Origin of the sequence: Mangrovivirga cuniculi (assembly GCF_005166025.1) — a bacterium.
Lineage (GTDB): Bacteria > Bacteroidota > Bacteroidia > Cytophagales > Cyclobacteriaceae > Mangrovivirga > Mangrovivirga cuniculi.
On sequence record NZ_CP028923.1, the window covers coordinates 2,651,757 to 2,674,635 of the forward strand.

Here is a 22,879-nt window from a genome sequence, read left to right on the forward strand (position 1 = left end):
TTATAAATTGTTTAGTAAGTCATCATCTGCCTTATTAGGTATAGTTACCATTAGTGACGGATTATTTTTCATTGCTTCCTTAATTGCAAACAGAGCACCTTCATTACCGGCCCATGCCCGTCTGGATATGCCATTGTTTACATCATAAAATAACATGGAGTTTATCCTGTCTTCAGCTTGATTTGATCCATCCAGAAGCATTCCGAAACCTCCGTTTATAACTTCACCCCAGCCAACTCCACCTCCGTTGTGGATTGATACCCAGGTTGCTCCCCTGAAGCTATCACCTATGACATTTTGAATTGCCATATCTGCAGTGAACCTAGAACCATCATAAATGTTTGATGTTTCCCTGTAAGGGGAATCAGTTCCGGATACATCATGGTGATCTCTTCCAAGTACTACAGGACCAATTTTGCCATCCTTTATAGCGTCATTGAAGGCTTTGGCTATTGCCATACGTCCTTTTGCATCAGCATATAAAATCCTCGCCTGGGATCCAACCACCAATTTATTGTCTCCAGCTGCTTCAATCCAGGTTATGTTATCGTCAATCTGAGTACTGATTTCCTGATCAGCAGTTTCTTTTTGTTCTCTTAACACTGCAGAAGCAAGTTTATCAGTATAATCCAGATCCTCAGGTTTTCCTGAAGTACATACCCATCTAAATGGTCCAAAACCATAATCAAAACACATTGGTCCCATAATGTCCTGAACGTAGGATGGATATGTGAATTCACCATTGTCTTTTATAATATCAGCACCGGCTCTTGAAGCTTCCAGAAGGAATGCGTTACCATAATCAAAGAAATACATTCCTTTGTCAGATAATTTATTTATAGCCTGTATTTGTCTCAACAAGGAATCTTTGACAGCCTTTTTAAATTTCTCAGGGTCTTTCGCCATCATTTCATTTGATTCTTCGAATGAATAGCCAACAGGATAGTAACCTCCCGCCCAGGGATTATGTAATGAGGTTTGGTCAGATCCAAGATCAACAGAAATATCGTTTTTATCCAAATACTCCCAAAGGTCAACGATATTACCCAAATAAGCATATGAGCGTGCTTTTTTACCTTTTCTGTCTGACTCAACTTTTTTCATTAAGGTAGCCAGGTCTGATTCAATTTCATCTACCCAACCTTGCTCATGTCTCTTTTTAGCTGCCAGAGGATTGATTTCAGCAGTAATACTGACACATCCGGCTATATTTCCTGCTTTTGGTTGTGCTCCACTCATTCCACCGAGTCCGGAGGTAACAAATAATTTTCCGCCTGTTCCCGTGCCTTCCTTATCTATTTTTCTAATGGCATTTAATACAGTAATCGTTGTGCCATGAACAATTCCCTGTGGACCTATATACATATAAGATCCTGCTGTCATTTGTCCGTATTGAGTGACTCCCAACGCATTATATCTCTCCCAATCATCCTGGCTACTATAATTCGGTATCATCATGCCATTGGTGACCACCACTCTGGGAGCGTCAGGTGATGAAGGAAAAAGTCCCATTGGGTGACCAGAATACATATGTAATGTTTGGTCATCTGTCATTACAGACAGGTATTGCATAGTAAGCCTGTATTGAGCCCAATTTTGAAAAACAGCACCATTTCCTCCATATGTTATTAGTTCTTGAGAATGTTGAGCTACTGCAGGATCAAGGTTATTCTGAATCATCAGCATAATCGCTGCCGCCTGTTTAGAACTTGCCGGATAATCTTCAATAGGTCTTGCATGCATTTCATAATCAGGCATGAACCGATACATGTAAATTCTGCCATACTTATTGAGCTCTTCAGCAAACTCAGGAGCTAACTCCTCATGGAATTTTGAGTCAAAATATCTCAGGGCATTTTTGACAGCTAATTTTTTCTCTCTTTCAGAAAGAATATCCTTTCTTACTGGTGCATGACTATATTTTTCGTCTCGTGTTTTTTTTGGAGGTAAGGAATCAGGTATTCCTTGTCGGATTTCGGTTTTAAAATCTTCTGCACTCATCTATTTGGGTATTATTGTTTCAAACTTATCAATATTGTCGTTGGTGAACTGATAACCAGCATTAAATGCTTCATCAACAGATTTAAAATCTATTGCTCTTACTTTTGCCATAGGTTCCAGCTCGAGATAAATATCACATTTTTCCATTTGTGGTGTAACATTTCCATTAACTACCAGTAAAAATGTTCTTTCCAGAATATCTCTGATGTTCGTTTTTTCTCCTGTAGATTTTCTTGGGTTGCAATTTAAGCCTACTATCGGTTTTTTCCCTGCATTAATAAGAGGAGTTACCGGTAAATTATCAGTTAATCCTCCATCATAGCAGTTTTTGCCATTTATTTTTACAGGTAAAAACATTCCCGGAATGGACATGGAAGCGGTTAGTGTTTCGACAAGGGGTCCTTTGTTGACATATACAGGTCTGCCTTCATCAAAATCTGTATAACAAATCCAGGTTTCCCCATTCAGATCTTCAAGGTAGATATCCCTAAAAATATCCTTGAGAACCCCAACTACTTTTTTGTGATTAAGTAATCCTCTTTTACTCCATGCGATGCCTTTGGGATCAAATAGCGAAAAGCTTTTTGTTCTGTCTAAAAATTCCTGGTAATCAAGTCCAAAATTTACAGCACAAGCTACAAGAGCTCCAAAACTTGTGCCTGAGAAAGATTCGAATTTAACTCCTTTTTCCTGGAGTGCTTTTAAAGCACCCAGGTGAGCAATTCCTTTTACTCCACCACCAGAAAGACAGAAATTAGCCATTAACTTATTTCAGAAAGTTTAAACTTTTCGTCTACACGAACTCCCTTTTCTGTTCTTTTTAGAGTACAGCATTCTACTTCAGGATCGTGTTCGAAGAAAAGAATATAGTCGTTTTCTACTGCTTCTTCTAAAAATTCCGACTTTTCTTTTAGGGTGTCAAGTGGTCTGACATCAAATCCCATGACATAAGGTAAAGGTATATGGCTTGATGTTGGTAGTAAATCTGCGGCGAATACAATTTTATGCCCCTTATAATTGATCATTGGCAGCATTTGTTTTTCAGTGTGTCCATCAACTGTGATATATTCAAACACATCAAAAGGATTAGATTTATCGTCGGCAAATTGTAACTGCCCTGATTCTTCGATAGGTAAAATATTTTCTTTCAGGAAAGAAGCTTTTTCACGTGCATTTGGATGGGTGGCCCAATCCCAATGGCTACTATGTGACCAATATGTGGCATTTTTAAAAGCAGGAACTAAATTTTTACCCTGGTCATATTTAACAGAGCCACCACAATGATCAAAATGGAGGTGGGTCTGGAAAACGTCAGAAATGTCGTCAAAATCCAAGCCTATATTATTTAATGACCCCTTCAGTGATTTGTCACCATGTAAATAGTAATGAGAAAAGAATTTCTCACTTTGTTTGTCACCTATTCCTGTATCGATTAAAATCCGTCTGTTATCGGATTCTACCAGCATACATCTCATGGCAAGATCAATTAGGTTGTTGCTATCTGCAGGATTCGTTTTGTTCCACAAGACCTTGGGTACTACTCCAAACATAGCACCTCCGTCTAATTTGAACATACCGGCATGTATAACTTCAAGATTCATATTTAATTGGGTTAAATGTTGCTGTTTAAATCTATCGAAAATAGATAGTAATAAAAAAGGTCAGCTTAAGGGCTGACCAATAATATAAATTCTATTTCTTATTTACTCATTAAAGACTCCCATTTGAGAGAACTTGTCAATTCTAAGATTGATTCGTTCTTCAGGAGAAAGAGTTTCAAGTTCATTTGTTGTTTTTGTAATCGTCCTTTTAAGAGTTGATGACATTTTTTTGAAATCCGTATGAGCACCGCCCAAAGGTTCTTTTACTATACCATCTATCATCTTAAATGACTTCATATCACCTGCGGTTAATTTAAGAGCTTCTGCTGCCTGTTCTTTATAATCCCAGCTTCTCCATAGAATTGATGAACAAGATTCAGGAGAAATCACAGAATACCAGGTGTTTTCCAGCATTAATACTTTATCTCCGATTCCTATTCCTAAAGCGCCACCTGAGGCACCTTCACCAATGATCAGGCATATAACGGGTACCTTCAGCATGAACATTTCTCTCAGGTTTCTGGCGATTGCTTCACCCTGTCCCCTTTCTTCAGCTTCAATACCAGGAAATGCTCCGGGAGTATCAATGAAGGTAATGATAGGTTTATTAAATTTTTCAGCAAGCTTCATAAGTCTAAGAGCTTTACGATATCCTTCAGGATTAGCCATACCGAAGTTTCTCATCTGACGCTGTTTGGTATTTCTACCCTTTTGCTGACCGATGAGCATGTAGGTCTTTCCACTTATTGTTCCAAAACCACCAACCATTGCTTTGTCGTCTGATACCGATCGGTCTCCATGTAATTCGACAAAGTCATCAGTTAATTCATATATATAATCTAAAGTATATGGTCTGTCCGGGTGGCGTGAAAGCTGGACTCTCTGCCATCTGGTAAGATTTGCAAATGTGTCCTTTTTCAAGTCCTCAATCTTGTTTTCCAATGATTTTATAGTTTCATCCATATTGACACCGCTCTCACCGGCGATCTTGGTCATGTCCGATAATTTAGCTTCTAATTCTGCTATAGGTTTTTCAAAGTCGAGCATTTAATTATTCAAATGGTTTAATGCAAAGTTAATTGATTAGGTTGTTTGAACTAACATAATTTATCGCTTTTTCTAAATTACTGATATGCAATTAAATAAAAAATATTTTATTCAATTGTAGTTATTTTTGCTCATTTTGTGTTGCAAATATAAAATCCTAAACATACCTTTGCATCACCTTTTTAAGAAAGGGAAAAAACAGAGGGTCTGGTAGTTCAGTTGGTTAGAATACCTGCCTGTCACGCAGGGGGTCGCGAGTTCGAGTCTCGTCCAGACCGCCTCCTAGTAAAAGCCACTCAAATCGAGTGGCTTTTTTTATGTCTATCAACCAAATAAAATTCGATGAATACCTGGTATGTATATATTTTATACAGTCCTGCTCATAACCTATTTTACAAAGGTCAAACCAATGATCTTGATGAAAGATTGCTAAGGCCTAATCATGGCAGGGAGAAATCTACCAGCAAATAGATTCTATGGATCCTACTCTGGCAAACTAAGAAGAGTAGTCTTTATTTGATGTACCAGTTTTCAGTAATAAAATTATTTTAAAAAGATTTTGGCTGTAATTTAAAGGTTATCAGATAGATGGGTTTGTAATTGAAAAATAATCAGTTTTTTTATAAAAACAGTATTGCATATTTAAATTCCTGTACATACTTTTGCATCACCTTCAACGGAAGGAAACAGAGGGTCTGGTAGTTCAGTTGGTTAGAATACCTGCCTGTCACGCAGGGGGTCGCGAGTTCGAGTCTCGTCCAGACCGCCTCCTAATAAAGCCGCTCAATTTGAGCGGCTTTTTTTATAGTCTTCACTTCGATATATTAAAAATATATAATTGGGTTAAATTATTTTGTGGGTCATTAGTGTTCGAGCCAATAACGAGCAGGGGCTGCTTTTCTTACGATGCTGGCGGATAATGTCAATCATCAACATCCTGACCCGTCCCGAAAAGATTGACGGTTTTGGTTTTGTAAATATTTGAGATGATTAATACCCAGTAAAGATTAGATTAATAATTGAATTAGTGTAATTTTTTATTTTATAGAAATTATTTAATATTTCTAACTTTACTGCTAGGGAATTCATTAAACTGATCAAATTTCATCCATGAAAAATTCCCGATTTTCCATTCGTTATTCTTTTTTTCTCCTGATATCGTCGCGATTAAAACTGCTTTACCAACTAATTCACCCTTTAAGCGAACTGTCAAATTGGCTACATAATGAGCATTAAAAATATTATCTCTTACGTAGATGTTCTTGAAATAGGGATTGCCGATTCGAATATCTAAGCCATCTACATTTGCAAGGGAACGAAGGTGTTCCTGAAAGTTGTTAGTGTTATGACTTTTAACAGATGGGATATTATTGACATTAATAGAAACTTCATTAGTAGAATGCCTTGGGGTAAAAAATTTGAGAACAGCATCAGGATTACCAGTCTTATTCAACTGTCTGTATCCCAGGTGCAAATCCTTAACTAATTTAACCACATTTTTTTCTTCTTCAGAAAGATTAGTTTCTTTTATTCCGGAACTGTCATTAGTTGTATCGCTATCAATGACTTTTTTTAATTCAGTATCCCTGGGTATTAAAAGAGCTGCTTTTAGTTCTGATACTTGATTTTGCAATTTTTCATTAGCATCCATTAAGCTATCAGTTCTATTCTTGTATACTTCATCGTAGTCCCCGTCTTCCGAATCTGTAAAAATAAATATGGAAGAAAATAATAACAGGATTATCAGGATTATAGATAATGTTTTGTATTTATTATTAGAACTTGGCATAAAATTGGTGTTTATTTTATTATAAAAATTTACTTAGTTGACTCACTGTAATAATTTAATGATTTAATTGATTAATTGAGAGATATAACATCAAATATTTATGAAAAAGCTTATAAAAATTTCTTTATTAGTTGTACTTTTCTTTGGAACATTACAGGCTTATACCCAGGACCATATGTCAAAGATCATAGTAAAAGGTAATTCCGAGATAGAAACACTTCCAGATGAAACTACTGTTAGATTCGTTATTCGTTCTAAAAAAATGGATTATTCTGAAACTGTTGAAGATTTGAATAGGCGAATTAATGTCCTGGTCAAAGATTTATCAAAAAATGGTTTTGATGAAAATGAATTAAAAACTTCTAATTTCAGGGTAAACAAAAATGTTGTTTATAATAGAGGTACACGAGCTGACAGTGGTTATGTTGGAACGCAAAACCTTGAAATAACTTTTCAATTCACGAAAGAAAAATTATTAAAAGCAATTAATACAGGAACAGGATCTGATGCCGAACCTGAAATATCGATGTCTTTTGGATTGAGTAAGGAGAAAAGAAGATCCTTAGAAGATGAACTGATTAGGTCTGCTGTTAAAGATGCCCGATCAAAAGCCGGAATTTTAGCTGAGGCTTCCGGAGTTGAAATTGGTAAAATTATTGAGATAAGATACGAAATTAACGATAATGATTTTCCACAACCTATGCGTTTTGAATCAGCCTCAATGCGGTCAGCATCGATGGATAAAAGCAATGAAACAAGCCAGATGAATCCTGATAATATTACCCTGTCCAAAGATGTGGTAATGGTATTTGAGATTCAACAGTAAAATTTAATCTTTATTCCCGGGCTTATCTTCCAGAAAAACTGAATAAGGAGATAGCTCGGGAATTGCTTCAAGAATAATCTTTAACACACCAACCATAGGTACAAATAATATCATCCCGGATACACCCCAAATCATTGCTCCGATCAATACTGATAATAAGATAGCAAGAGCGTTTATACTTGTTGAAGACCCGACAAGCCATGGTCTGAGAATGTTTTCCTGAGCAATGTTGGCCAAGTATAATAATCCTATCACCAGAAAAAGAGTTAATGAACTATCTTCAGTAACATAAGTAAACCCGATTACTACCAGATTGGCAAGAAAGTTTCCGATATATGGTAATAAATTCAATACTGCTATAAAGACAGCAAAAAACAGAGCGTATTCAATTCCCAGTATTAATAATATAAGATAATCGAGCACTGCCAGAGCAAAGGTGAGCCAAATTAACCCTCTGAGATAATTATTGATCATTTTTTTGATCTTCCCAAAAATAACGATGATCTCCGAATACTTATCATCGCTGTATTTACGATTAACGAACCTTGAAGGTATTTCCCGATAGTAAAGAAAAAAATAAATAAAGATCGGCATTAATCCCAGATCTACTAAAGTATTACCAACACCGGTAAGCTTAGTAGAAAGCCACTGAAAGATAGTATCCAGTTTAGATTTAATAAAAGTTACCAAATCAAATTGATCAGGTGTTACATAAGGAATATCACCTATAAAGTCATTAATGTCATTTACCGATTTAGTGAATTTACCCGATATTTCTGGCAGGTCTTTAGTGATGTTGACCACCTCCATTGTTAGAACCCCAAAAATCGCCAATACCACTATGAAGAATAAAAGCTCTGCTATAATAATAGCTAATGCACGTTTAAACTTTTTGGATTCAAGATAATCAACCAATGGGATAAGCAGAAATGAAAATAGTAATGCCCAGGTTATAGGAATGAGTATATTTTTTGCCATGCTTAAGCAAAAGATGATAATAATTAATGTGCCAAGCCCAAAAAATATGTTTCTAATGCTAAGTTTAGAGTTCATTCCATAGTAATTATGTAATAGAATAAAGGTATTAGTTATATATTGATTAGAAAAATATATCTAATAAATAAAATTCTATTCATTTGAAATAGATAATATCCGGTTAAATTAAATTATTATCTAACTTCTATTTTAACCCCAATCTTTTTTTCCTGCTGGTAAACCTTTTGCTTTAGGGATGAACGAAAAGCCAGAAACATTTTTAAAAGATTGTAGTAATCTTTTCCATTTATTTTTTCCAGATCTTTACCAAATAGTTTTTGTGCTGCATCATTCAAAACCACGCTCTTATCTACCTTAATGACTTCATATTTGTTAAGGTCCTCTCCTACTACATCGTTGAGTGATTTTAATTCTCCTGATTTTTTATCCTTTAGAAACGTTCCTTCTGTTTCCAGTTGCTCGGAATAGTTTTTTATAAGATTCATCGGCTTATAGTTATTAAATTAAATGAATAGAGTAAAATGTTTCTTGTGTGGGATTTAGTTGTCAGGTCAACTGATAATTATCTATTAAGTTAATAATAATTGTTTGTTAAATTAACATTTTATGAGTATTTATTTTTGTATCTCTGAGTATTTAAGTAATATTTCTTATTAGACTAATTGGAAAAAAGATTTGTCACCTTGCCATTGTTAATAATTGCCTTCAAAATTGATTTTAATACCTCAAAAAGTAAATATCACCCTTTTATATAATTGGATATAGAAGGATATTAATAATTTGATATATTAATATAAAAAACTAATCTAATGAAAAAAATAATATTCACCCTACTGATTATAATGGGAGGTGCTTTTAGTATCAGTGCTCAGGATGAGTTATTGATCACTCCCGATGATATCACTATTGATTATAAAAAGTTTGTGCTGGACAACGGACTTACATTGATTGTCCATGAGGATCATAAGGCACCAATTGTGGCTGTCAATGTCTGGTACCATGTAGGTAGTAAAAATGAAAAGCCAGGTAAAAGTGGTTTCGCTCATTTATTTGAACACCTGATGTTTAATGGAAGTGAAAATTTTAATGATGATTATTTTCAGGCTCTGGAGAGAATTGGAGGAACCGATTTAAATGGTACGACAAATAATGATCGGACTAATTATTTTCAGAATGTACCTAAAGGATCATTAGATCAGGTTTTATGGCTTGAATCAGATCGAATGGGTCATTTACTGGGAGCGATAGATCAGGAAAAACTTGATGAGCAACGGGGAGTTGTTCAAAATGAAAAAAGGCAGGGAGAAAATAGTCCATATGGTAAACAATATGATCTATTAGTAAAAGCTATGTTTCCAAAAGGTCATCCATATAGCTGGACAGTAATTGGGGAAATGGAAGATCTCAATGCTGCATCCCTGGAGGATGTACAGGAATGGTTTAAATCATATTATGGTGCTGCTAATGCTACATTGGTTGTCGCAGGGGATATCACTCCGGAAGTTGCACTCGAAAAAGTGAAAAAATATTTTGGGAATATTCCGGCAGGTCCAACTATGGTTGTTCCGAAGGTGAACATCCCAATTAGAGAATCTGATACTCGCGAGTACTATCAGGACAGGGTTGCAGAAGCACGAGTTGTTAAGGCATGGAATACTCCGGTATGGGGATCAAAAGAATCTGCTCACCTGGAGCTTGCAGCTATGATTCTTTCTTCCGGTAAAAATAGCCGATTATATAAAAATTTAATTTACGATAAACAAATAGCTACAGGTGCCTATGCATTTAACTGGGAGAAAGAGCTTGCTTCAAATTTTATTATCCAGGCTAATGCAAAACCCGGAGTTAACATCTACGATCTGGAAAAAGAAATTCAGGTAATCTTAGACGATTTTATGGAAAATGGTCCTACTCAAGATGAATTACACCGTGTAAAATCAGATTATTTCGCTGATTATCTTAAAGGATTAGAAAGAATTGGAGGGTTTGGCGGAAAGTCAGATATTCTTGCCCAAAACCAGGTGTATGGAGGTGATCCTGCTTATTTTAAAACCTGGTTAAAGTATATGGAAGATGCATCATTAGAAGATGTTAAGCAAGCAGCAAATAAGTGGTTAAAAAAAGGAAGTCACACCATAATTTGCGAACCATTTCCTGAATATTCTGTCACTGGAGTAGAAGCTGACAGAAGTGGTTTGCCGGAAGTTACTGAAGTGAGTGAAATTAAATTTCCTGAATTACAAACCAGGGAACTCAAGAACGGGTTAAAAATTAAATTGGCAAGAAGAGAAGGTGTACCTACCATGGTTATAAATATGGTTCTTGATGCAGGCTATGCTTCTGATCAATTTGCTTCACCGGGAACTGCTAAATTAGCAATGAGCATGATGGATGAAGGCACAAAGAATATGAGTGCTCTGGAAATTAACGATAAATTACAGCGATTGGGTGCTTCTGTTGGAGCTTACAGTGATTTGGATAACTCGTACGTAACCCTGAATACTTTAAAACCTACTTTAGAAGAAAGTATGAAAATATTTTCGGATGTTCTTCTAAATCCGGCATTTCCTGAAAAAGAACTTGAAAGGCTCAAGAAGCAACAAATTTCGTCGATTCAAAGAGAAAAAACGACACCAGTTCAAATGGCTTTAAGGGTTGTTCCAAAATATTTATATCCCGAGAATCATGCATATCATCAACCGTTAACTGGTTCTGGGTATGAAGAAACTGTTAGTCAGCTTGAAAGAGAGGATATGATCGATTTTTATAATCAATGGATCCGTCCAAATAATGCCACTCTTGTTGTGGTTGGCGATATTTCAATGGATGAATTAGAAAATATCGTTAAAGAAAATCTCGGTAAGTGGAAAAAGGGAGATATTCCTGAGAAAACATTAACAGAAGTAAATGTAGCAGAAAGTGATGTTTTGTATCTAATGGACAGACCTGAATCCCAGCAATCTGTGATCTTCGGAGCAAAGTTGATTCCGGGTTATGGAGAGATTGATGAAATTGCTTCTAATTCGATGATGGATGTTTATGGTGGAGAATTCACTTCAAGATTGAATATGAACCTTCGCGAAGACAAACACTGGGCTTATGGAGCTTTTGGTTTTATACAGGATAGTAAAGGCCAAAGAGCATTTATATCGTATGCACCTGTACAAACAGATAAAACTGCCGAATCAGTAACTGAAATAAGAAAAGAGATGGGAGGTATTTCAGGTGATAAGCCGGTTACGAATGAAGAGTTAGCCAAAGTGATAAACAACACAGTACTTAAATTACCTGGTCAATGGGAAACTAATAGCGCTGTTGCTTCATCACTGGTAGATCAGGTAGTTTATGGATTACCAGAGGATTACTACTCAACTTATGGAGAGAAAGTAAAAGGTGTTAAGGTAGATAAGGTTAATAAGCTAGCTAAAAACTTAATTAACAAAGATCAAATTAACTGGTTTATTGTGGGCGATAAAGAAAAGGTTATGGATAAACTGGTTGAAATAGGTTTTAAGGAGATCATAGTTCTGGACAAGGATGGGAATCCTGTTAAACCAGAATCTACAACTGTTAAAACTGAAAATTAAGATGATAATAAAATCGGCGGGTATAATTATCCCGCCGATTTATCTATTAAACCGTATGAAGAAATCAAAATTATATTGTTGATGAAAACAAGGATACTTTTGGCTGCTTTCTCAAAAGGCGTAAATCAAATGCCATACACACATTTCTCACAAAAGGTCTTCCTTTTTCAGTAACCTTAATACCCATCTCTGTAATTTTTATCAAATTATCATCTGCCAGAGGTTTTAACCTGTTTAGCATCAAAGAAAATTGTATGGTAACAAAATCTTCTTCCACCCAGTCATGATTAAAATGGCACATTATATCCAGAATAATCTTTCGAATTGTAAGATCTTCTGAACTTAGTAAATGTCCTCTCATTAAAGGGAACTCGTTATTCTCAAGCTTCTTGTAATATTTCTCAATGGACTTTTCATTTTGGGCAAATCCGGTCCAGCAATCACTGATTGATGAAACACCAAGGCCAATCATGTTTTTGCTCTTATTAACTGTATAGCCCATAAAATTTCTGAATAATGTTTTATTATTCAGAGCTATAGCTAGTTCATCTTCGGGAAGTGCGAAATGATCCATCCCGATTTCAACATAGCCGTTTTCCAGCAATAGCTGTTTGCCATATTCATACATTTCTCTTTTCACTCCGGGCTCAGGTAGATCCTCTTCGCTGAATTTTCTTTGTCCATTTCCTTTTATCCAGGGAACATGTGCGTAACTGTAAAATGCAATTCTGTCTGGTTTTAGTTCGGATATTTTTGAAATAGTTTCTTCGACATGTTCCAGTTTTTGAAATGGCAATCCATAAACCAGGTCTACATTTACTGAAGTATACCCGATATTTCTGGCGTTCTCGATCGCATCAACAACATTTTTAAATGGTTGAATGCGATTTATAGCAGTCTGAACAGTTAAATCAAGGTCTTGAACCCCATAGCTAACTCGTCGGAAACCAATATCAAATAATACCTGTAAATGGTCTTTGGTCGTATTGTTAGGGTGACCTTCGAAGCTAAATTCAGGGTTTTCGGATATGTCAACCGTATTAAACCAATCAGAAAGGAAATTCTTTAAATTAGAAGGTGAGAAAAAAGTTGGTGTTCCACCTCCCAAATGCAATGCATTAATTTTTGGCTTTTCTCCAAAAATATCTAAATACATTTTCCACTCTTTCATCATTGCGTTAAGATATGGCATCTCCACAGAATGATTTTTAGTGATTCGCTTATTACATCCACAAAATGTACATAATGACTCGCAAAACGGAAGATGCATGTATACCGCATTTCCCTTTTTATTTGAGCTTTCAAATTGATTTTTTAATCTTTGAATATATTCTGAGGAGCTGAATATATCCTCACTCCAATAAGGAACAGTTGGATAAGATGTATACCTTGGTCCGGCTACATTATATTTCCTCGTCAGCTTTTTATTTACCTTCACATGATTTAACATGAAGCAAACTTATGCAGGCCTGCATTTTACTATACTGAGGTTTGTCAGATATAAAACTGATTTTTATTCAGCCAGATGGGAAAACCTTTTTCTAGTTTCAATTTTCTTTAGTTCTCGCTCTATTACCATTGTTGCTAGTTGTTCTGATTTAGCCATCATTCCGGGAGCTTCAAGAGCTCGTTTAAAATCGATTTCAGGCACATCGATGCGATAGAGTAAATTGACCAGGTAAGAAGGATCATTATCCAGTAAACGCTCTATTTGCTCTGAAAGGATATCATGAAGCTTATCCAGGCTATATTGCTTTTTTAAATTAATCTGAGAGGCATCCATGGCCAAATCTTTTCTGAGTAATTTGGAGAGGTCACGGAGATCTTTTTTAGCTAATTCGGACATATTGCAAGTTATTAATTATTAGGGAAAGAATATAAAGTAATATAATATTGTGGTGATTAGTTTAACTTAAATATTAAGTATTCTTAAAATAAGCAGCTATTGGGTTTATTATGATCAGATCATTGAGAGAAATAGTGTATAAAACCATTAAATCAAAAACAGGTAGACCAGTTTCTGACCTTTATGATCTGTCTCGCCTTTATTATTATTCATGGAAAAACAGGAAGGCTAATCGTGATCATTCCATTTTTTATAAAAATTTTAGAATTAAGACACCTGACGTTCCTCTGTTAATAAATTTGATAAATGAGATTTTCTTAGAAGAAACTTATTTTTTTAAATGTGAAAGCAATAATCCATTTATTATTGATTGTGGAGCAAATATTGGAATGGCATCCTTATATTTTAAATCCTTATATCCTGGAAGTGAAATACTGTCTTTTGAAGCCAATCCGGAAATGTATGCGTATTTAAAAGACAATATTGAGATTAACGACCTTAAGGATATATCTGCTTTTAATGCTGCTTTAAGCTCAAAATCTGGTGAAGCCACATTATATATTCCTGAAAAAAGTCCTTACCTGAATCCTGGCATCATCAAAGAGAATATAAATAGCAAAGAGATAAAAGTAAATGCTGTTTGTTTGTCAGATTATATAAATGAAAAAACCATTGATCTCTTAAAAATTGACATTGAAGGATCTGAGAATATGGTTATTAAAGACTTAGTAAACAGTGGTAAGATAGATTTAATTAAAAAGATCATTTGTGAATTTCACCCTAAGGCAGGTAATGATAAGGATTATTTAATCAAACTTTTAATTAATAAAGGCTTTCATCTGGTGGTGACAGAACCTAAAAAGAATGTATTTTTTCTTTCAAAGTAATATCTGTTTTATAACAGATAATTATAAATATCTGTTTAATAGCAGATTAATTTGGATATATGCTCTAAAACAGATATTTTAGGGTTAAATATGACAGGAATTATAACAGGAGATATAATCAGATCAGGAAGAGATTTATCAAATCCAAAGTGGCTTGAGATATTGAAAACTCAGCTTTCAACATTGAGTATTGATAATACTAGCTGGGATATTTATAGCGGTGACAGTTTCCAGCTAGAAGTAAATCCTGCAGATGGACTTACAACAATGTTACTAATAAAATCCTTATTAATATTTAAAGCAGATATTAATGTAAGAATGGCTCTTGGAATTGGCGAAAAAGAGTATTCAGGCGATTCAATATCAGAATCAAACGGAGAAGCATTTGTTTATTCGGGTCGGTTGCTTGATGAGTTAAAGACTGAAACTTTAGCTATCAGATCGAGTAATCAGGAATTTGATGAAACAATTAATCTAATGATTGACCTGGGTTTACTAACTATTGACAGATGGACACAAAACAGTGCTGAGGCCGTTTATTATTTTTTATCTAATGAAGTTGAAACTCAAAAGCAATTAGCTGACAAACTAGGGATTAGTCAGGGACGAATAAGTGAGAGACTATCCAGAGCAGGATATGATCAAATCATAAAGCTAGATCATTATTACAGAAAATACTTTAACCAAAATCTACATAATTAATGACTTTATTTTTGTGGCTACTATCATCTCATTTTATTGGAGACTTTTTGTTGCAACCAAAATCGTGGACAGTCCATAAATTTAATAAGAAGGTATTGTCATCAAGACTGTATTTTCATATTCTAATTCATGGTATTTTAACATCAGCAGTGTTATTTATTAATTACACATATTGGTGGGTGCCTATAATGATTATGTTCACTCATTATTTGATTGATCTCGGAAAAATTTACTTGAATGAAATTATTAAGTCTCCCTCTTGTTTATAATTGATCAGCTTTTACACATTATAGTAATCGTTCTAATTACTTTTTATTTATATCCTGAAGTAATAAATTTTAATGCTGTTGAATTGAATTCCTTATTATTATTGACAACAGTAATTTTATTTATTTCAGTAGCAGGTGGTGTTATAGTAAAAGAATTAATAAAACCCTTCACTCCTGAGGCAAATTCAGATCCTAATGAATCTTTAAGCAATGCAGGTAAAATAATTGGAATACTTGAGCGATTATTTGTTTTTGTTTTTGTGGTAACCAATCATTGGGAAGGGATCGGGTTATTAATAGCTGCTAAATCAATACTGAGATTCGGTGATCTAAAGGAAGCCCGGAGTCGTAAACTCACAGAATATGTTCTAATTGGAACCCTTATAAGCTTTGCTTTGGCATTTACTGGAGGGCTTTTATATAATTATTATTCAAACCTTATATAATTAAAAAGCATGAACTGATTTGTCCATGCTTTTGTGTATAGTGGTGGTAGTTTAATAAATTATCTGTTTCTTCCTCCTTCACCCCCAAAGACATATCTAATATTGATTCCAAAACCCCCGGCATTAAAATCTGTATCATCGATGAGCTCGAAATAAGGTCGCCAATCTACTCCAATTGCTATAGGTATATTAAATCTGTATTCAAGGCCAATTTCACCTGCCCCTCCCAATTCAAAATCATCTCCAAAAACAGTATAAGGTCCAACACCAACATACCACATGAATGCTTCACCACCCAGTTGTCTGTAAATTAAATCCCATAGAGCATCGATCCCTACTCCATCATTTCCAAATGATAAATTCGCATGAATCCTGTTAAATTTTCCTGTTGCGAATACCGCATCCACAGCAGCACTACCTTCGTTTCCTGAACCTCTACCTCCGAATCGTACACCGAGTTCCTGACTTTGACCAACAAAAGCAGTCCCGAATATAAAAGCAAAAACAAATAAGACTTTTTTCATAACCAATATTTTTTGTTGAATGTGTAGTAATAATCAGTCTCTAAATTAAAAGACCTCTATATTAAATATATGAATAATTTTATATTGAACATACATATTTTAATATTAATTCGAGAGAGCTTGTTGAATAAATATCTTGAACCTGTAATTAGGGATGTTATATAAGTGATTATTGGTCAATACATTATCATTAATGAGATAATAAAAAAGCTAATCAATTTGATTAGCTTTTTTAATAATTCCAAAATAAGATTATCACAAATTTTAATCAGCCTTTATAAATTCAGACAGTGTTGTTTGAATCTCATTATTTTCTTCATCCAGAAATATCTGTGTCAGTTTTATTTTACCACATGTATTTAGTTTTCCTTCACCTTTTACATATATATTCCCATCATTTCCTGGCATAGCTACCTGCTTTGGAACTGAAACTTCATAAGTTACTTCATCAATTTTGGTTATATACATTCTTACGTCATAACCCTCAGCGTAAAGATCTTCTGCAATTAATTGAGCTATTCCGTCTTTTACACTAACAACATATGGATTTGCACTTTCAGAAAACTTAAAATAATAGAATCCTGAAAGATTTTGTAAAGAGTATTCACAAAATTTATGAATACTTAATTTTGTATTATTACGGAATGATTGATCTCCTTCTGAATTCGTTAATTTAAATGCAACTTCCTTATACTGAAAAGGCACCAGATTATCGAAGCTTCCCTTTATCGTTATATTACCTTCCAATTCTCCGGCAGGAATGATGACATTCGGATTGAATGAGAAATCCTTATCAAGTTCTGCATTCGTTTCTTCATTCACCAATTCAACTGTATATGTTTTATCTGTTGAATTGGACTTAGTAAGGTAAACAGGAAGTAGAAAGCTATCCTCCCGGGAGTTAACATAGTAATCATATCTTGATTTGGCAAAATGTGCAATTGCCGGTCCCTGATAAAAGTTATAATTTTCTTCGCAGGCTCCTAAAAAAATTAATATCAGTAAAAAAAGTGATCTTGTATATTTAATCATAATATTATCAATTTTGACCGTACCCCGGGTTTTGTTGAATATTTTTATTTGCAAAAACCTCCTCTTGTGGAATAGGAAAGTTAAATCTGAAATCATCAGATTCAAGATTACATGGTACCGCCCCGCCACAATCAAGTTCAGACCTGTTTATTGGTAAGTCGTTTCTTTTTAAATCAAAAAAGCGATGGCCTTCGTAGGCTAATTCCTTACGTCTTTCCTCGATAATCTCTTCCATTAATAGATCAGGATCTGAAACATAGGAATGATTGTATTGAACTATCCTTTGTGACCTTAATGCTCTGAGATCAGCATTAGCCTGGTCGATATTCGTATTAATAACTTTTAAATTAGCCTCTGCTCTGATTAGATAAAGTTCAGATACTCTAAAAATCTTAATATCGTTTAGAAAAATAACTCCATTACTTCCAAGGTATTTGCCAATTATTGTATTGCCATTTTCTAAAGTAAAAAAGTTAGTGTAATACCTTATGTCAGAATTAGGGTTAATTAAAGAGGTGATTTCATAGGAAGGTGAGAAGAAAATATCCAGGTTATTACCCGTCCAGATAGTACCAACCTGAAAATCATCATTGCTTCGCTCCAGTTTGAAAAGGACCCCATCATTACTCTCATCTGTCCATACGGATTGATAATTATTAAATGAACAAATATTAAAATTATTAATCACCTCATTGGCAGCATTAATTGCCCTGTCATATCTTTTTCCGTAAAGAGATACCCGTGCTTCCAGTGACTTAATTGCGAAGTAATTAAATCTTGTAATATTTTGTTGATTTAACTGAGTAGGAATTGAAGCGTTAAGTGCATTATCGATGTCGTTTAGAACTTTCTCAAAAAACAGAGGTATTTCAATTCTCTCCGGTTGAAGACTTGTTTCCAATCCATCAGGATAATTATTACCATTATTGTCTTCTAAATCAATATAAGGAACAGCAAGTCCTGTTTCGCTATATTTTTGCCCCATTGCCCTGTATAGGTCAAAATGCATCAGGGCTCTTAAAGCGTACATTTCTGCATTATAGTAATCAGCTTCCTGTTGAGTTAATTTACCTTCTTTCAGGAGAAGGTCTGTGGCATATAACACTTTATTCGCTTGTGCAATTGTCCGGTAAGAATTAAACCAGAATTCTGCAGCTTCAGTATTTGAAGCAATATAAGACCATGAATTTAATTGCACTCCCTGTCCCCTGTTGGTAGAGGGTCTGAATACATCATCGCTAGCAAGGGAACTGATTTCAATAATGTTTTCACTGCTTGCAAAACCATAAGCTGCAATAATGCCGGATTCAATATCCTCTTTTGAATTGAACACATTATCTTCAACAATCAGATCAACTGGTTCAACATCCAGGATACTCTCACAAGAGCTTGCTATAATTAAATAAAAAATTGAATATATAATTAGATTCTTCATATCGTTAATCCTTTAAAATTTGGCACTTAGTCCAATAGAATAGACTTTTGATGCAGGGTATTCAAATTGAGCAATATTATTGCTGTCTTCCGGGTCAAAACCTGTGAAATTAGTCCAGGTATATAAATTTTGACCTTGCAGATAAATATTTAGCCCTTTAAGCATTTTTCCGGTTAATTTCTCGGAAAAAGTATAGGATAACCTGATGTTTCTTAGTCTCAGGAAAGAGGCATCTTCGATATCCCTTGAGGAGAACTGCCTTTCATATAAATAGCTTTGGATTTCGGTAATGTCACCTGGTTCTTTCCACATCGTTGTCATCTTTTTAGAAAGATTATAATTGACAAAATTTGGATTTTCACTAAAGAACAGCTGATTATTGAATCTGGAATATCCTTGTGCAAATGTGAAAAATGCATCCAGTTTTAGTCCTTTATAATTGAAAGTTGAAAATACTCCTCCTGTTAAAGGAGGTTGAGAAGTTCCAAAAATAGCTTTCGGTCCTGCCTGATCATAGTTTTCAGTTATCTCTCCATTTTGACCATAGTAAAGTGGCTCACCATTGGATTGATTCACTCCTGCCCATTCAGTAATGTAATGAGTCCCCAAAGGCAACCCTACTTTAACAATACTGGTTCCCTGTTCAAATTCATTTACCTGACCCAGGTCGAGAATTTCATTTTGGTTATAAGCGATATTTCCTCCGATAGTCCATACAAAATCGTTAATTGTAAGAATATCTGCATTTAAAGTTAGCTCAACCCCCCTATTGTTCATTTTACCCTCGTTACTTTGGATGGAACGATATCCAATGGTCCTTGAAAGCTGATACTGAACAAATAAGTCAGAAGTTATATTATTATAGAGATCCAGCTTACCGAATATCTTATTGTTCAGTAAACTGAAATCAATACCAATGTTGGCTTGATTTGATACTTCCCATTTTAGATTAGAATTGCCGGCATTGAAAATACCGTTACCCTGATTTGAACCATAGTTTACCGGTGAATAGGTAGGTAGGGATTGAAAATTACCGATTCCGGATTGATTACCCACTGTGCCATAAGATGCACGTAGCTTTAATTCATCAAATAATTGTGAATTCTCAAGAAACGCTTCCTTTTTAAGACTCCAGGATGCACCCAGAGACCAGAATATTGCAAATCGGTTATTCTCTCCGAATCTGGATGACCCATCTCTTCTAATACTTGCTTTGAAGTTATATTTGTCCTGGAATGAATAATTGGCAATTGCAAATAAAGAATGTAATGAATAACTGGATTTGAAACCATCGATATCTGGAATAAAACCATCTTCTGATCCCGGAGTTATTCCCTCCGGTGTTTGTGGTAATTTTGGATTTATACCATACCCTGTATAACCATAACTATTCAATAGGTTTGTATAAATTTCGTGTCCAAAAGTCGCTTCTAAAAAGTGATCGGAAAAGTTTTTACTGTAACCTAAAAGGTTTGTCCAGACATAACTAAAGTCTTGTAATTGTCCCTGGCCAAAACTACCTGCTCCTCCTTCATAACTATCAGGTGAAATATATCGTTCGGTATTAGTTTGAGTATAATCAATTCCAAAAGTTGTTTTTATATACAAGGGCTCAGATATATTAAACTGACCGGAAGTAGACACGATTGCCTTAATCTGGTTATCAGTTCTCGTCCCTTCTTCTACAAGTTCCAGTGTATTTGGTCCGACCCGACCCGGACCTGTATTATAATCACCACTATCAGTATAAGGAGAAATATAAGGGTTAGCTAAATAAACAGTTGCAAAAGGGTTGCTTGTCATAATTTGGCCTTCAGCCGGAATAACATTTGCCCTGCTGTAACCGAATGAGCTATTAAAATCAAGTTTAATTCGATCTAGTGCATGTGAAGATAAGTTTAACCTTAAAGTATAGCGTTTCAAATCAGACTTCAATGCCTGTCCTTCCTGGTCGAGATATCCTAGAGAAGTATAGTAAGTTGTTTTATCTCCGCCACCACTAAATGCTATTTCATGACTTTGAAGTTTACCTTCTCTTATGAAAACATTTTTCCAATCGGTATTAGTTCTTTGATACTCCTCGAGAATTTTTCTATCAGCAGCATCGTTAGGGTCTAAAGTGCCTGCCGGTCCTCTGCCAATGTATTGTTCAAAAGCAATTTTTTCCTCGGTATTCATCATTTCAAACTTCTCTCGGGCTTGCTGACTAATACCATACTGCATGCGGTAAGTAATATTGGCCGAATTCTTTTTGCCACTTTTAGATGTGATGACGATCACTCCATTAGCACCCCTGGAACCATATATTGCAGTGGCAGATGCATCTTTTAATACCGTAACACTTTCAAAATCGTTTACGTTCAGAGTTGAAAATTCTCCCGCCGAAATTGGGACATTATCAAGAATATATAAAGGAGTATTACCCGCATTAATGGACCCGGAACCCCTAAGCCTTACCGTTGCTGATGAACCCGGCTGTCCGGATCCTGAACTAATATAAAGTCCGGCAGTTTTACCTTGTAGTACCTGGTCAAAAGATGGGATTGGAATATCTTCCATTTGTTTTGACTCAACTGTTCCTACGGACCCCGAAAGACGGTCTAGCTTTTCAGAGGTATAACCGGTGATAACTAATTCTGTAAGAGACTGAATGTCGGGGTATAGTGTTACATCAATGGTTGTTTCAGTAGTCACCCTGACTTCTTCATTCATGAAACCAACAAAGGAAAATACTAGAATAGTATAGCCCGGAGGCATGTTAATTGAATAGTTACCATCAACATCAGTAACCGTACCCTGAGCTGTCCCTCTGATTATTACGTTTGCTCCCGGGATCGGTGCGTTATCCTGGTCGGTAACTGTCCCTGTAATTACTTTTCCCTGTCCGCTAACCTCTATCTGTAGCATGAATGACAGAAAAATCAATACCAGTAATCTGTACATGATCTAAAAAATTTTCTGTTTTGGTTATTAAAAAACACACGAAATCTATGTATGTTTTTGATAAAAAGTTTAAAAATTAACTTGCTTTTTTAATGTCTTACTTTGGTTGAATAATAAAAATGTAAGCCATGTTAATAATTTTATAACTAAAAAATCATTGAATTAATTTGGAAACGATGCAAAAATAGCTGAATTATTAAATAAGTCAATAGAATCTTTATATTTATTAGATATTCAGTTCATTTACCTTAATAATAAAAGGAGGCATTAAGAAATTATAAATATCAAGAAAAGAAGTGTAATGTTTTTTGAAAATTTTTAAAAAAGACATTATTTAACTACTAATCAAACCAGAGAGAACTTATAAGGCTTTTTGATATGCATAGTTGAAATCTTTCTCAGTAGTTACGTCACACAATGAATAAACCATCAGTTAGTGTCTAAAATACTTTTGTTAACCTCAGGTTAGCCAAATTAAATTTCCATTAAACATGAATATGAGCTTTTTACAGAAGCTTAGTATTATTTAATATTGCATAGGTTTTAAGGTGTTATAAGAAATTATAATATCATTTCATGTAATTGTTTATTTAGGTTTTAATTAGTTAGCTAGGCAATCATTAGCTAATTGGGTTTATGTTTAGCAGGTTTCTGAAGGGTTTCAGAACCTGTTTTTTTTATGGGCTTGGACTATAAAAAAAGCTTCGATAAAAAATCGAAGCTTTCTGTGATCCCACCAGGACTCGAACCTGGAACCTACTGCTTAGAAGGCAGTTGCTCTATCCAGTTGAGCTATGAGACCTTACTTTTTTGTTGCGTTTTTCTGTGTTTCGCGGTGCAAATATAATCGCTTATTACATTTAGGCAAACCCTATAACAAAGAATTTTAATCTAATTATTGCTTCCTTCTGATATTCAGTAAAATAAATTTACAATATTTTCATTACG

General features: G+C 34.8%; 20 protein-coding genes and 3 tRNA genes. 9 read left to right on the forward strand and 14 right to left on the reverse strand.

The genetic code is table 11. The features are described 5' to 3' along the window. The 4 genes from DCC35_RS11610 to DCC35_RS11625 form a co-directional block, all read right to left on the reverse strand. The gene (locus DCC35_RS11610; protein WP_137090962.1) at nucleotides 1–2,001 is read right to left on the reverse strand and encodes a urocanate hydratase; all 2,001 of its coding nucleotides are present in this window, start codon (nucleotides 1,999–2,001) and stop codon (nucleotides 1–3) included. After that, nucleotides 2,002–2,763, reverse strand: coding sequence for a patatin-like phospholipase family protein (locus DCC35_RS11615; RefSeq protein WP_137090963.1), 762 nt, complete (start codon nucleotides 2,761–2,763; stop codon nucleotides 2,002–2,004). It lies immediately after the preceding gene. Further along, nucleotides 2,763–3,602: an MBL fold metallo-hydrolase gene (locus DCC35_RS11620; RefSeq protein ID WP_137090964.1), complete on the reverse strand. Its 840-nt coding sequence runs from the start codon at nucleotides 3,600–3,602 to the stop codon at nucleotides 2,763–2,765. Before DCC35_RS11620 ends, DCC35_RS11615 begins: the two co-directional genes overlap by 1 nt. A gap of 102 nt (nucleotides 3,603–3,704) precedes the next feature. Further along, on the reverse strand, nucleotides 3,705–4,649 hold the full coding sequence (locus DCC35_RS11625; RefSeq protein ID WP_137090965.1) for an acetyl-CoA carboxylase carboxyltransferase subunit alpha: 945 nt from the start codon (nucleotides 4,647–4,649) through the stop codon (nucleotides 3,705–3,707). Between the two features lie 204 nt (nucleotides 4,650–4,853). Between DCC35_RS11625 and DCC35_RS11630 the strand changes: the two genes are divergently transcribed. The 3 genes from DCC35_RS11630 to DCC35_RS11640 all read left to right on the forward strand — a co-directional run bounded on the left by DCC35_RS11630 (nucleotide 4,854) and on the right by DCC35_RS11640 (nucleotide 5,415). Next, nucleotides 4,854–4,927: transfer RNA gene (locus DCC35_RS11630), tRNA-Asp, on the forward strand. A gap of 64 nt (nucleotides 4,928–4,991) precedes the next feature. After that, a complete protein-coding gene (locus tag DCC35_RS11635; RefSeq protein WP_137090966.1) occupies nucleotides 4,992–5,120 on the forward strand; it encodes a GIY-YIG nuclease family protein in 129 nt (42 codons plus the stop codon). A gap of 221 nt (nucleotides 5,121–5,341) precedes the next feature. Beyond that, nucleotides 5,342–5,415, forward strand: a tRNA-Asp gene (locus DCC35_RS11640). A gap of 285 nt (nucleotides 5,416–5,700) precedes the next feature. Here DCC35_RS11640 and DCC35_RS11645 read toward each other — a convergent pair. Continuing rightward, on the reverse strand, nucleotides 5,701–6,438 hold the full coding sequence (locus tag DCC35_RS11645; RefSeq protein ID WP_137090967.1) for a hypothetical protein: 738 nt from the start codon (nucleotides 6,436–6,438) through the stop codon (nucleotides 5,701–5,703). Nucleotides 6,439–6,538: 100 nt separating this feature from the next. Between DCC35_RS11645 and DCC35_RS11650 the strand changes: the two genes are divergently transcribed. After that, on the forward strand, nucleotides 6,539–7,264 hold the full coding sequence (locus DCC35_RS11650) for an SIMPL domain-containing protein (protein WP_137090968.1): 726 nt from the start codon (nucleotides 6,539–6,541) through the stop codon (nucleotides 7,262–7,264). Between the two features lie 3 nt (nucleotides 7,265–7,267). On the opposite strand, the gene DCC35_RS11655 is transcribed toward DCC35_RS11650, so the two are convergent. Further along, nucleotides 7,268–8,317 carry an AI-2E family transporter gene (locus tag DCC35_RS11655; RefSeq protein ID WP_137090969.1) on the reverse strand — a complete coding sequence of 350 codons (1,050 nt, stop codon included), beginning with the start codon at nucleotides 8,315–8,317 and terminating at the stop codon, nucleotides 7,268–7,270. A 116-nt stretch (nucleotides 8,318–8,433) separates the two neighbouring features. Next, entirely contained in the window at nucleotides 8,434–8,745 is a 312-nt protein-coding gene (locus DCC35_RS11660; RefSeq protein ID WP_137090970.1) for a hypothetical protein, read from the reverse strand. A gap of 324 nt (nucleotides 8,746–9,069) precedes the next feature. On the opposite strand from DCC35_RS11660, the gene DCC35_RS11665 reads away from it, so the two are divergent. Continuing rightward, on the forward strand, nucleotides 9,070–11,847 hold the full coding sequence (locus tag DCC35_RS11665) for a M16 family metallopeptidase (RefSeq protein ID WP_137090971.1): 2,778 nt from the start codon (nucleotides 9,070–9,072) through the stop codon (nucleotides 11,845–11,847). Between the two features lie 70 nt (nucleotides 11,848–11,917). Here the strand turns inward: DCC35_RS11665 and hemN are convergent, their stop codons facing one another. Both hemN and DCC35_RS11675 read right to left on the reverse strand, forming a co-directional pair. Next, entirely contained in the window at nucleotides 11,918–13,297 is a 1,380-nt protein-coding gene (gene hemN, locus DCC35_RS11670) for an oxygen-independent coproporphyrinogen III oxidase (RefSeq protein ID WP_137090972.1), read from the reverse strand. Between the two features lie 63 nt (nucleotides 13,298–13,360). Next, nucleotides 13,361–13,693: a hypothetical protein gene (locus DCC35_RS11675; RefSeq protein WP_137090973.1), complete on the reverse strand. Its 333-nt coding sequence runs from the start codon at nucleotides 13,691–13,693 to the stop codon at nucleotides 13,361–13,363. A 110-nt stretch (nucleotides 13,694–13,803) separates the two neighbouring features. On the opposite strand from DCC35_RS11675, the gene DCC35_RS11680 reads away from it, so the two are divergent. The 4 genes from DCC35_RS11680 (at nucleotide 13,804) to DCC35_RS20915 (ending at nucleotide 15,997) form a co-directional block, all read left to right on the forward strand. Next, complete coding sequence (locus DCC35_RS11680) at nucleotides 13,804–14,580, forward strand: FkbM family methyltransferase (protein ID WP_137090974.1); 777 nt, start codon at nucleotides 13,804–13,806, stop codon at nucleotides 14,578–14,580. A gap of 90 nt (nucleotides 14,581–14,670) precedes the next feature. Continuing rightward, the gene (locus DCC35_RS11685; RefSeq protein ID WP_137090975.1) at nucleotides 14,671–15,282 is read left to right on the forward strand and encodes a transcriptional regulator; all 612 of its coding nucleotides are present in this window, start codon (nucleotides 14,671–14,673) and stop codon (nucleotides 15,280–15,282) included. Next, on the forward strand, nucleotides 15,282–15,551 hold the full coding sequence (locus tag DCC35_RS22080) for a DUF3307 domain-containing protein (protein ID WP_217495818.1): 270 nt from the start codon (nucleotides 15,282–15,284) through the stop codon (nucleotides 15,549–15,551). The genes DCC35_RS11685 and DCC35_RS22080 overlap by 1 nt, the downstream gene beginning before the upstream one ends. Before the next feature lie 101 nt (nucleotides 15,552–15,652). Further along, nucleotides 15,653–15,997, forward strand: coding sequence for a hypothetical protein (locus DCC35_RS20915; protein ID WP_217495819.1), 345 nt, complete (start codon nucleotides 15,653–15,655; stop codon nucleotides 15,995–15,997). A 59-nt stretch (nucleotides 15,998–16,056) separates the two neighbouring features. On the opposite strand, the gene DCC35_RS11695 is transcribed toward DCC35_RS20915, so the two are convergent. The 5 genes from DCC35_RS11695 to DCC35_RS11715 form a co-directional block, all read right to left on the reverse strand. Continuing rightward, entirely contained in the window at nucleotides 16,057–16,521 is a 465-nt protein-coding gene (locus DCC35_RS11695; protein WP_137090976.1) for an outer membrane insertion C- signal, read from the reverse strand. 264 nt (nucleotides 16,522–16,785) lie between these two features. Then, the gene (locus DCC35_RS11700) at nucleotides 16,786–17,553 is read right to left on the reverse strand and encodes a hypothetical protein (RefSeq protein WP_137090977.1); all 768 of its coding nucleotides are present in this window, start codon (nucleotides 17,551–17,553) and stop codon (nucleotides 16,786–16,788) included. A gap of 7 nt (nucleotides 17,554–17,560) precedes the next feature. Next, entirely contained in the window at nucleotides 17,561–18,988 is a 1,428-nt protein-coding gene (locus tag DCC35_RS11705) for a RagB/SusD family nutrient uptake outer membrane protein (protein WP_137090978.1), read from the reverse strand. Nucleotides 18,989–19,000: 12 nt separating this feature from the next. Continuing rightward, the gene (locus tag DCC35_RS11710; RefSeq protein ID WP_137090979.1) at nucleotides 19,001–21,931 is read right to left on the reverse strand and encodes a SusC/RagA family TonB-linked outer membrane protein; all 2,931 of its coding nucleotides are present in this window, start codon (nucleotides 21,929–21,931) and stop codon (nucleotides 19,001–19,003) included. Nucleotides 21,932–22,659: 728 nt separating this feature from the next. After that, nucleotides 22,660–22,733, reverse strand: a tRNA-Arg gene (locus DCC35_RS11715). Nucleotides 22,734–22,879 lie beyond the last annotated feature (146 nt).

What these genes read in the sequence shown, in the direction of transcription:
- DCC35_RS11610 (WP_137090962.1), bottom strand. Translation starts at nt 2,001, where the DNA reads ATGAGTGCAGAAGATTTTAAAACCGAAATCCGACAAGGAATACCTGAT.
- DCC35_RS11615 (WP_137090963.1), bottom strand. Translation starts at nt 2,763, where the DNA reads ATGGCTAATTTCTGTCTTTCTGGTGGTGGAGTAAAAGGAATTGCTCAC.
- DCC35_RS11620 (WP_137090964.1), bottom strand. Translation starts at nt 3,602, where the DNA reads ATGAATCTTGAAGTTATACATGCCGGTATGTTCAAATTAGACGGAGGT.
- DCC35_RS11625 (WP_137090965.1), bottom strand. Translation starts at nt 4,649, where the DNA reads ATGCTCGACTTTGAAAAACCTATAGCAGAATTAGAAGCTAAATTATCG.
- DCC35_RS11635 (WP_137090966.1), top strand. Translation starts at nt 4,992, where the DNA reads ATGAATACCTGGTATGTATATATTTTATACAGTCCTGCTCATAACCTA.
- DCC35_RS11645 (WP_137090967.1), bottom strand. Translation starts at nt 6,438, where the DNA reads ATGCCAAGTTCTAATAATAAATACAAAACATTATCTATAATCCTGATA.
- DCC35_RS11650 (WP_137090968.1), top strand. Translation starts at nt 6,539, where the DNA reads ATGAAAAAGCTTATAAAAATTTCTTTATTAGTTGTACTTTTCTTTGGA.
- DCC35_RS11655 (WP_137090969.1), bottom strand. Translation starts at nt 8,317, where the DNA reads ATGAACTCTAAACTTAGCATTAGAAACATATTTTTTGGGCTTGGCACA.
- DCC35_RS11660 (WP_137090970.1), bottom strand. Translation starts at nt 8,745, where the DNA reads ATGAATCTTATAAAAAACTATTCCGAGCAACTGGAAACAGAAGGAACG.
- DCC35_RS11665 (WP_137090971.1), top strand. Translation starts at nt 9,070, where the DNA reads ATGAAAAAAATAATATTCACCCTACTGATTATAATGGGAGGTGCTTTT.
- hemN (WP_137090972.1), bottom strand. Translation starts at nt 13,297, where the DNA reads ATGTTAAATCATGTGAAGGTAAATAAAAAGCTGACGAGGAAATATAAT.
- DCC35_RS11675 (WP_137090973.1), bottom strand. Translation starts at nt 13,693, where the DNA reads ATGTCCGAATTAGCTAAAAAAGATCTCCGTGACCTCTCCAAATTACTC.
- DCC35_RS11680 (WP_137090974.1), top strand. Translation starts at nt 13,804, where the DNA reads ATGATCAGATCATTGAGAGAAATAGTGTATAAAACCATTAAATCAAAA.
- DCC35_RS11685 (WP_137090975.1), top strand. Translation starts at nt 14,671, where the DNA reads ATGACAGGAATTATAACAGGAGATATAATCAGATCAGGAAGAGATTTA.
- DCC35_RS22080 (WP_217495818.1), top strand. Translation starts at nt 15,282, where the DNA reads ATGACTTTATTTTTGTGGCTACTATCATCTCATTTTATTGGAGACTTT.
- DCC35_RS11695 (WP_137090976.1), bottom strand. Translation starts at nt 16,521, where the DNA reads ATGAAAAAAGTCTTATTTGTTTTTGCTTTTATATTCGGGACTGCTTTT.
- DCC35_RS11700 (WP_137090977.1), bottom strand. Translation starts at nt 17,553, where the DNA reads ATGATTAAATATACAAGATCACTTTTTTTACTGATATTAATTTTTTTA.
- DCC35_RS11705 (WP_137090978.1), bottom strand. Translation starts at nt 18,988, where the DNA reads ATGAAGAATCTAATTATATATTCAATTTTTTATTTAATTATAGCAAGC.
- DCC35_RS11710 (WP_137090979.1), bottom strand. Translation starts at nt 21,931, where the DNA reads ATGTACAGATTACTGGTATTGATTTTTCTGTCATTCATGCTACAGATA.